We start from the raw sequence: 9,542 nt of genomic DNA, 5'->3' as shown, positions 1-9,542 counted from the left end.
GCCGGCATGGTTACAACAACCACCTATCACCGGTAGACTACGAGAAGCAATACTTCGAACGGCTCGCTAGTGTCTAGGATACTGGGGGCGATTCAGTCCTTAGGGCAATAATGGCCAACAAGGACCAGCAATCCGATGTTGCCCCCCTAACAAAGCCAGACTTTCCTTGGTTGGCTGGAGCCATTGCGGCAGGCGGCATTGCAGGACCATTGTTACTCATGCTAGGACTTACCCTCACGCCTGCGTCATCAGCCTCTCTTTTGCTGAATATGGAAGGTGTCCTTACAGCGCTGCTCGCGTGGTTTGTGTTCAAGGAGAACTTCGATAAGCGCATATTTGCCGGCATGGTGCTTATCGTGATAGCCGGCATCCTGCTGTCGTGGAATGAACGTCCTGCATTTGGTGGTCCTTGGGGCGCCATCGCGATTGTAGGAGCCTGTTTATGCTGGGCTATCGACAACAATCTGACCAGAAAGGTCTCCGCCAGTGACGCAGTGCAGACAGCAGGCATCAAGGGGCTGGTCGCCGGTTCGGTGAACTTAGGACTGGCACTGGCCCTTGGCTATAAGCTGCCAGAAATGACTACCGCTCTGACGGCCGGCATCGTCGGTCTCTCTGGATATGGTTTGAGTCTCGTGATGTTCGTGCTTGCCCTTCGACATTTGGGGACCGCAAGGACAGGGGCATACTTTTCTGCCGCACCGTTCGTTGGCGCTGTGATTTCCCTGATTATGCTTGGCGAACAGCCAGGATTGGTATTCTGGGTCGCGGCGGCGTTGATGGGGGCAGGTATCTGGCTGCATCTGACGGAATCGCATGAACACGAGCATGCGCATGAGCCAATGGACCATACTCATGCACATCGACATGACGAGCATCATCAGCATGAGCACAATTTTGCATGGGATGGTACCGAACCACACGTGCATCCACATTTGCATCGTGTCCTTCGTCATTCTCACAAGCACTATCCGGACATCCACCACCGCCACGACCACTAGGGTGGAATGTATTGCCTTTTTAATACTGTGACCGTTCGCTCGTAACACTAACCAAAACAAAGTGTCATGTTGGTATAATCAGCCCACATTTTTTCGAACCAGATTGCCGTGCATCGCATCGTCTGCATTTTCCTGCTGCTCCTGCTGCCTCTGCATAGTCTTGCTATGCAGAGTGGCTGGCTGTCGGCTGAAAATCTCTTCGACGTTGCTCACGAAGTTGAGCATCTGGAAAGAACAAGCCACCACCATGGCGATGATGGCTCGGTTCATTACGATGACTCTGGCGAATCAACCAAGCATTTTTCGGAACATTCCGCATCCCAGCCAGCAATGGGCTTGCCCGAGATTTCGTTATCACCGGTCACGTTTGAGCCATTGAGTGCCGCGCCCCTGTGGGCAGCTCGGTACATCCCGGACCCCATACCTGAACGGCCGCAAAGACCGCCTTCCTCCCTCGGCTAACATGCCGAGGGTATTCCTGCACTTTTCTTGACCATTCCTGCGTCTTATTGCACGGCATAACGCCGTCTGAGTGCGATTGCCTTCGGCCAATTTTTCCTGGACACCGAATGGAGATGGCATGCGTGCTCGTTTTTCGATTTACCGTAGTTGTATCTTGTCGGCCATGGTGCTTGCTGCGCCCATGGCATTTTCACAGGCCGGCTCTCCCGGCCTGAAAGCAGCATTGGATGCTGCGTGGCAGCGTTCACCGCAGGCGCGTACTTTGGAAGCCAAGCGCGATGAAGCGCTGGCAGGCCAGGAGGCGGCGCAATCGTGGATTGCCGGCTCACCAACCGTTGGCTTAGCTCAGCGAAGCGACCGCTGGACTGACCAGAATGGCGTTCGCGAAACCGAAGTTTCCATTGCTGCCCCTATTTGGCTTCCGGGTCAAAAGGCAGCGCGTGCATCCCTTGCACAAAGTAGCTCGGACGATTTGGAAGCTCAGATTGCCAACGCACGCTTGGCACTTGCTGGAGAGGTGCGCGAACGCCTCTGGGCCGTGGCTGCTGCACACGAAGTGTTGTCTGAAGCCGAGGACCACCAACACCACCTGGAAGCCATCGCCGAAGAAGTCTTGCGCCGAGTGAAGGCGGGGGACCTGGCGCGTACCGATGGAATGCTCGCTCAGCAAGAAGTCCTGGCTGCACATGGAGCGGTCGCCGCTGCCCAGGCAAAGCTGCAGGAAGCATTGGGACGCTACCGCGTTTTGACCGGTCAGCCGTCTGTTCCAGCGCTGGAGGTTGAACCGATAGCCGCGACGATGCCCGAGCATCATCCGCGTCTTGCGGCTGCACGCACAGCCCTGCAGCGTTCCCAAGCGTCATTCCAAGTCGTCAATCGTACTCGGAGCGACCCGCCTACTGTAGGTTTGTTGATGCGGCGCGAGCAGGATAACTTTGCCAGTGGTGCAAGCCGTAGCGTCGGTGTTGCAGTCCAGATTCCGATTGGCACTGCCTCCCGTAACCGGCCACTCGAGACAGCGGCACGGACTCAAATTGAGACAGCAACTGCCGAAGCGGCTCAAGCCGAGGCCATGCTGAAGGCAGATATTGACCTCGCCCGTGAGCAGCTAGATGCGGCCAGGAAGTCTCTGGAAACGGCATCATCGCGTGCTTCGCTCACTCGGCAACATACTGAACTCATCGAAAAGGCATTCAAGGCAGGAGAACGTGGCTTGGCTGATTTGCTGCGTTCGCAAACGTTGTCACATGAAGCCGATGTCGCGGAACGCCAGCAGAAGGTCGCGCTGGGTCTTGCACACGCCCGCCTGAATCAAGCACTAGGAATCCTCCCATGAAACTTATCCATACTCTTTTCTTGTACTTCGCCCTCAGTTCTGTGGCACTAGCAGCTCCTGGTGCCCATGGGCCCAATGGCGAACACCTTGATGCACTAGGTGGCCACGTTCACAGTGATGCCGGCCCGCGGATTGAGACTTTTACTGAGTCGTTCGAATTGGTTGGTCATCTTCAGGGCGAAGAGCTGTCCATTCTGATTGACCGCTACGCGACCAATGAACCCGTCCTGAACGGCACATTGGAAGTCGAGCTCAACGGCCTGAAAGCGCCGGCCAAGTTCCATGCCGACCATGGCGACTACGCGGTAGATGACGCCAAGTTTCTTGAGGCGCTTGCCAAGCCGGGAAAGCATTCACTTATTTTCACGCTTGCAGTAGACAAAGAGAGTGACCTCCTTGAAGGAACAATGGAGGTCAAGAGTGGTGATGCTGAAAAAGGACATGCGCACGATGACGACCATGACCATGCCTTCGCCTTGAATCCGTGGGTTATAGGTGCAGTAATTCCGTCTGTCCTGTTGCTGGCACTGGCAATTGTGATGATGCGTCGCAAACCGAAAGCAGGTAAATGAACATGAATACCAAAATTGCCAGTTTCATTATTTTTCTTTCCACTACGGGCCTGATGGCTCCAACAGCCATTGCTGCTCCCGGTGCCCATGGTCCAAATGGCGAACATTTGGATGCTCCTGCTGGCAACTCTGCTTCCGGCTTGGCACGTCTGCCAGATGGCAGTGTCAATGTGCCGAAACAAGCTCAGCGTCGAATGGCTATCCGAACACTAATGGTTCAGGAAGAAGAACATCCACTTACTGTCGAGTTGAATGGTCGGGTCGGCATTGACCCGAACGCCGGCGGACGTGTACAGGCTCCTTTCGCCGGACGTATCGAACCAGGTGCCAAAGGACTTCCAGTTGCCGGACAGCGTGTAGAAAAAGGCCAAATTTTGGTCCATGTCCGGCCGGTGGCCGGCGCCATCGAACGAGGAAACCAGCAGGCTCAACTCGTCGAAATTCAGTCAAACCGCAAGCTGGCTGAGCAACGGGTCAAACGACTTGAATCGCTGGAAGGTACCGTACCGCAGAAGGAAATTGAAGCAGCACGCGCTGAACTGGCAAGCCTTACGGGTCGCGAAAAAGCAGTTTCCCGGAGCGTTGGCGGAAATGAAGGCATCACGGCTCCGGCATCTGGTGTGATTGCCACTGCCAATGTCCTGAATGGTCAGATTGTTGAGGCTCGGGATGTTTTGTTCGAAATTGTCGACCCTAACCGCATGGTCGTTGAAGCTGTTACGACCGATGTAGCTCTTGCTAGCCGTATCGGCAATGCAACACTTGTTGGATTTGAAGGAGTCGAACTGGCTTACCTCAGCGGAGCCCGTAGCCTGCGTGACGGTGCACTTCCCATCACATTCCGGGCAAATGCCAAGAACGTTCCCCTTGCTGTCGGACAGCCAGTCACGGTCGTCGCCAAGCTGACCGACAAGGTCAAGGGCATCGCCTTGCCGGCGGAAGCTGTGGTGCGCAACCAGAACAACGAATCCATCGTGTGGATTAAGTCGGGTGGCGAGCGTTTCATTGCCCAGTCGGTCGAGTTCAAGCCGCTCGATGCGAAAACCGTCGTGGTGGTTAAGGGCCTTGCACCGGAGAACCGGGTAGTGGTCTCCGGTACGTCCCTGATTAACCAGATTAGGTAGGGACGAACGCATGTTTAACTGGATAGTTCGTTTCAGCCTGAATAACAGGCTATTTATTCTGGCGGCTGCAGCATTGCTAGTGGTGTATGGAACGCTGATGGCTACCCGTACACCGGTCGACGTCTTCCCAGACTTGAACAAGCCCCTAGTGACCGTTCTGACGGAAGCTGGCGGCATGGCCCCTGAAGAAGTCGAGCAGCTGGTCTCGTTTCCTATTGAAACGTCACTCAATGGCATGCCCGGGGTAACACGGGTGCGCTCCGTCTCCGGTGTAGGTCTGTCCATTGTCTACGCGGAGTTCGACTGGGGCACCGATATCTACCGTAATCGCCAGCTGGTGTCCGAGCGACTGACACTGGTCAAGGAGCAGCTTCCGGGCAATATCACGCCCATCATGGGACCGGTGTCATCCATCATGGGCGAAATTATGCTGATTGCGTTGCCCATTGATGTTTCGAAGGCCAACCCGATGCAGGCCCGCGAGTATGCCGATTTCGTGCTCCGGCCGAGGTTGCTTTCCATTCCAGGTGTGTCACAGGTCATCCCAATTGGGGGAGAGGTCCGTCAGCTGAGAGTGGAGCCTGATACAGCACGCATGGCTCAGTTCAATGTGACTCTTGACCAGGTTGAAGCTTCAGTCAAAGGATTCGCCGCCAACACCAGCGGTGGCTTCATTGACTTGAACAGTCGTGAGTACCTGATTCGAAATCTCGGCCGTACCAATCGATTAGATGACGTGAAGGGATTGGCAGTAGCCTACCGTGGCGGTGCTCCAGTCCTGCTTGAGCAGGTGGCGTCGGTTCGTTACGCACCGGCTTTCAAACGCGGCGACGCCGGCATGAATGGTAAGCCGGCAGTGATTGTCAGCGTACAAAAGCAGCCGGCGGCTGACACCGTCAAGCTCACGAAGGACATTGAAAACGCTCTAGGTGAGCTAAAACAGGGTCTCCCAGCCGGCTTGTCGGCCCCTGAAGTTTTGTTCCGACAGGCTGACTTCATCGAAGCGTCCATCAATAACGTCGTCGAGGCCCTTCGGGACGGCGCGATTCTCGTTGCCATCATCCTGTTTGCCTTCTTGCTCAACTTCCGTACCACGGCGATTTCGCTAATTGCCATCCCGTTGTCGTTGGCGGTGACTGCTGTGGCGTTCCACTTGCTGGGGCAGTCCATCAACGTGATGACACTCGGCGGCTTGGCTATTGCCATTGGCGAACTGGTAGACGATGCCGTCGTGGATGTGGAAAACATCCTGCGGCGGCTGAAGCAGCGCCGAAGCAATGGCAACGGACCGTCGGTGCTGGAAATCATCTGGCAAGCGTCGGTAGAGGTGCGTTCGGGCATCGTCTATGCCACCGTCATCGTCGTTCTGGTGTTTGTACCGCTATTTGCACTTCCCGGTATTGAGGGACGACTTTTCGCACCGCTTGGCATTGCATACATCGTCTCCATCCTGGCATCAATGCTCGTTTCTATGACAGTGACGCCGGTGCTCTCGTACTTCCTTTTGCCGCATATGAAGCAGCTCGGGCATGGTGATAGCCCGCTCGTTCGCCGACTCAAAGCTTGGGATACTAAGGCGCTCGAATGGTCTTTCCCAAAAGCGAAGATCATCTTGGCTATTGCCGGCGTAGCAGTCATTGCCGCAGCTGCCTCGGTGCCGTTCTTCCCGCGTGCGTTCCTGCCGCCGTTCAACGAGGGTTCGCTGGTGATGGGTATGACTTTCACGCCTGGCACTTCGCTTGCGGAAGCCAATCGGATGGGTTCATTGGCAGAAACACTCGTTCAGGAAGTGCCGGAGGTAAAAAAAGTTGGACGGCGTACGGGTCGCGCGGAACTGGACGAGCATGCAGAAGGCGTCCATTCAGCAGAAATTGACGTGGACCTGAAACGCTCCGACCGTGACCGAGAGGAAGTCATGGCGGACATCCGTGCACGCCTTGCCGTCATTCCGGCTTCGGTCGCGATTGGTCAGCCTATCTCCCATCGCCTGGACCACTTGCTGTCCGGTGTCCGCGCCCAGATTGCCTTGAAAATCTATGGTGACGACATTGATACATTGCGTGGCTTGGCTGAGAACCTCCGCGGTCGCTTGTCCAATGTTCAAGGACTCGTTGACTTGTCTGTCGAGCGGCAGGTGCTTATCCCGCAAATCAAGGTACGGGTCGACTACAGGAAGGCTGCTCAGTATGGATTGACGCCGGGTCAGGTATTGTCTGCACTGCAGACTCTGTCTGAAGGTGAGCGAGTCACCCAGGTGGTGGATGGCCCACGCCGTTTCGACTTGATGGTTCGCCTCCCGGACCAAAGTCGCTCGCCGCAGGACCTGTCACGCACCATGCTCGACAGCCCAGCCGGCAGGATTCCGTTGTCAGCGGTAGCGTCTGTGGAAGAAGGCGATGGTCCGAACCAGATTGGTCGCGAGAATGGCCGTCGCCGCATTGTGGTGTATGCCAATACTGACGGTTCGGACATGTCTCGGGTGATTGCAGACGTCCGTAAGGCAATTGCAGCGACGTCGCTGCCAGGAAGCTACTTTGTCAGCATCGAAGGTCAGTTCCAGGCTCAGGAACAGGCAACACGGCTCATTGTTGGCCTGTCTCTGATTTCTCTGGCGATGATTTTCCTTGTGCTGTACTCGAGATACCGTTCAGGCATCTTGGCACTGGTCATCATGGGGAATATCCCGTTCGCATTGATTGGCAGCGTCATCGCCATGTGGGTTGCCGGCGTCTCGCTATCGGTTGCCTCCATGGTTGGATTCATCACTTTAGCTGGTATCGCAACACGCAATGGCATTCTGAAGGTCAGCCACTACATCAACCTTTGTAAGTTCGAAGGTGAGACATTCGGCATGCCGATGATTATCCGAGGCTCACTTGAACGGCTGACTCCAGTGCTGATGACTGCGTTGGTCGCAGCCTTCGCACTGGTTCCGCTGTTGCTTGCAGCGGATGCGCCTGGTAAGGAAATCCTGCATCCCGTCGCGGTGGTGATTTTTGGCGGTCTGGTGAGCTCGACACTGCTCGACTCGTTGCTCACACCGTTGATTTTCTGGCTGGTCGGACGCAAGCCGCTTGAAACCATCGTTGCAGGTGAAACGAAGGAATCGTATTGAAAATGGGCTGTTGCAGCGGCGCCCATACAGAGCCGCTGCCCATATGGAGAAAGCAATGAAGGAATTGATGGCCCTCGCGGCAATGACAATGGCACTTTCTGGAAATGTCTTGGCGCATGGCGACAAGCCACAGCATGGCGGCGTTGTTAGCACTGCAAATGACATGAGCTTTGAGCTGGTCAACAAGGATGGCAAGGCGACCGTCTATGTCAAGGACCACGGCAAACCAGTTGACACAACTGGTGCAACTGGAAAGCTGACTGTGCTGAACGGCACTGAAAAGATAGAAGTCCCGCTGGAATCCGCCGGCAACAATACTCTGGCAACCAAGGAAGATGCAAAGCTCGCAAAGGGAAGCAAGGCGATTGCTGCTGTGACGTTTGCTGACAAAAAGACAGTAAACGTACGGTTCTCGGTCAAGTAATTGGAGGTCGGATTCTCGGCGTGAGCACTCTCATGCCGAGAATCGATACGACGCTTTTATCTACGAGCCACAAGAGGGGTAATAACATGAACAAACGGAAAGCTCTGATAGGGGAATTTAGCGGTCTTTTATCCGTGTTGTTTCCAGCTATGGTCAAGCTGAAGACACGCATTTAGGTGTAAGCGAATAAGCCATAGGAACTGCATCGCAGTTCCTATGGCCACCCCCAGAAGAAGACAAAGCCGCAAAGTTATTCGAGCATCCTAACAGCGACTTCGCACGATTGTATATCGCTCGACCCTATACACTGGAACAGAAGAAAAAATCCAAGGTTTTTGTTGATGGAAAACCCGTTGGACTTCTCGAGCCCTTAACCTATCTTGTTCTTGATGTACCTGTTGGAAGACATGAGGTAAGAATTCGGACTGGAGATGAAGCAGTTATTCATCTTGATGTGGAACTCCAACAGATTCTTTATGTGCAGTACTCGTTGAGCCTCTGGTTGGGAACGATAACCGGCAAAACTACCGTATTAGAGAAGGACAAAGGTAAAGAAAAGATATTGCCCTTACTGAGAGCGGCAAGCATACCTGGCTCGGGATAAATGACCATCTGTTTTTAGCCTACGCCCCGGTGCTCAAACCGCCGTCACTCATCTCTGACTGGCTATTACCATAGCTTGCCAACTGGAATTACAAAGCCACTGAAGATAGACCAGTCTTGTGAAGACTTGGTAAGTCCCTTCGAGATTCCGATGTCAATGGCGTAGCGTTTGTTAGGGCTATATACCGCAGCAGCAAGGAGTTGCGTGTCTGTGGGTGTCCCTTTGCGATAAATGCTGGACACCTCAGCTGTACCGCTCCAGGAATTGGATACTTCGCTCGAGAAAGCTGCGGACAAACCTTTTTGCATCCTGGATGTACCAGGTTCGACATTGCCAATCCGGGTCGTATTGAGATTGGCGTCCATATGAATGCGGCCAAAGTCCTGACTGTAGATGCCGTTCAACGTATATTCCGGCTTACCAACGCCAACGGCTTTTTTTGCAGTAGGCGCCTTCGCCCCAAATTCCAAGCCGAAACCGGTTTGGTCATGGAGCATGAAAGAACGCTTGAGCGTGATAGTCGTGTCCCCGAATCCATGCTCTCTTACGCCTTGTTCGTCACGCGACCATACGTAGGCATCACCTCCGAGCAAGATACCCCATTCTTTTGTGAAGGCGAGCTTCAACAAGTACGGCAAGCTGTCATCACGGGTACCGCTATCTTTCGTGTGTTGGCCACCGAATTCTAGTTCTAAGCGCCCCGGTGTAGGCAATTCCGCTGGGTTAGAAATCGAGGGGCGATAGGGTGTTACCTCATCTTCCTTCGACCATGCTAATGCCGCAAAGAGAGAAAACGCCAAAAAGATGACTGAATCGCCCCCAGTATCCTAGACACTAGCGAGCCGTTCGAAGTATTGCTTCTCGTAGTCTACCGGTGATAGGTGGTTGTTGTAACCATGCCGGC

General features: G+C 54.5%; 8 protein-coding genes and 1 pseudogene. 7 read left to right on the top strand and 2 right to left on the bottom strand.

All coding sequences use genetic code 11. The features are described 5' to 3' along the window. Positions 1-98: 98 nt before the first annotated feature. Positions 99-1,001, top strand: a pseudogene (locus ASE07_RS22755) (EamA family transporter); the annotation flags it as partial. 78 nt (positions 1,002-1,079) lie between these two features. Here the strand turns inward: ASE07_RS22755 and ASE07_RS22750 are convergent. Then, on the bottom strand, positions 1,080-1,271 hold the full coding sequence (locus ASE07_RS22750; protein ID WP_057293115.1) for a hypothetical protein: 192 nt from the start codon (positions 1,269-1,271) through the stop codon (positions 1,080-1,082). Between the two features lie 310 nt (positions 1,272-1,581). On the opposite strand from ASE07_RS22750, the gene ASE07_RS22745 reads away from it, so the two are divergent. From ASE07_RS22745 to ASE07_RS30930, 6 genes are all read left to right on the top strand, one after another. Next, a complete protein-coding gene (locus ASE07_RS22745) occupies positions 1,582-2,799 on the top strand; it encodes a TolC family protein (RefSeq protein ID WP_057293114.1) in 1,218 nt (405 codons plus the stop codon). After that, on the top strand, positions 2,796-3,371 hold the full coding sequence (locus tag ASE07_RS22740; RefSeq protein WP_057293113.1) for a hypothetical protein: 576 nt from the start codon (positions 2,796-2,798) through the stop codon (positions 3,369-3,371). Before ASE07_RS22745 ends, ASE07_RS22740 begins: the two co-directional genes overlap by 4 nt. A 2-nt stretch (positions 3,372-3,373) precedes the next feature. Beyond that, a complete protein-coding gene (locus tag ASE07_RS22735) occupies positions 3,374-4,495 on the top strand; it encodes an efflux RND transporter periplasmic adaptor subunit (RefSeq protein ID WP_057293116.1) in 1,122 nt (373 codons plus the stop codon). Positions 4,496-4,505: 10 nt separating this feature from the next. Continuing rightward, entirely contained in the window at positions 4,506-7,610 is a 3,105-nt protein-coding gene (locus ASE07_RS22730) for an efflux RND transporter permease subunit (RefSeq protein WP_057293112.1), read from the top strand. A 55-nt stretch (positions 7,611-7,665) separates the two neighbouring features. Then, a complete protein-coding gene (locus ASE07_RS22725; protein ID WP_057293111.1) occupies positions 7,666-8,034 on the top strand; it encodes a hypothetical protein in 369 nt (122 codons plus the stop codon). A gap of 283 nt (positions 8,035-8,317) precedes the next feature. After that, positions 8,318-8,638: a hypothetical protein gene (locus ASE07_RS30930; RefSeq protein WP_162256934.1), complete on the top strand. Its 321-nt coding sequence runs from the start codon at positions 8,318-8,320 to the stop codon at positions 8,636-8,638. 65 nt (positions 8,639-8,703) lie between these two features. On the opposite strand, the gene ASE07_RS22720 is transcribed toward ASE07_RS30930, so the two are convergent. Next, positions 8,704-9,438: a hypothetical protein gene (locus tag ASE07_RS22720; protein ID WP_057293110.1), complete on the bottom strand. Its 735-nt coding sequence runs from the start codon at positions 9,436-9,438 to the stop codon at positions 8,704-8,706. Positions 9,439-9,542 lie beyond the last annotated feature (104 nt).

Origin of the sequence: Noviherbaspirillum sp. Root189 (assembly GCF_001428545.1) — a bacterium.
Taxonomy (GTDB): Bacteria; Pseudomonadota; Gammaproteobacteria; order Burkholderiales; family Burkholderiaceae_D; genus Noviherbaspirillum.
This window is presented reverse-complemented; position numbering and strand designations above follow the sequence as displayed.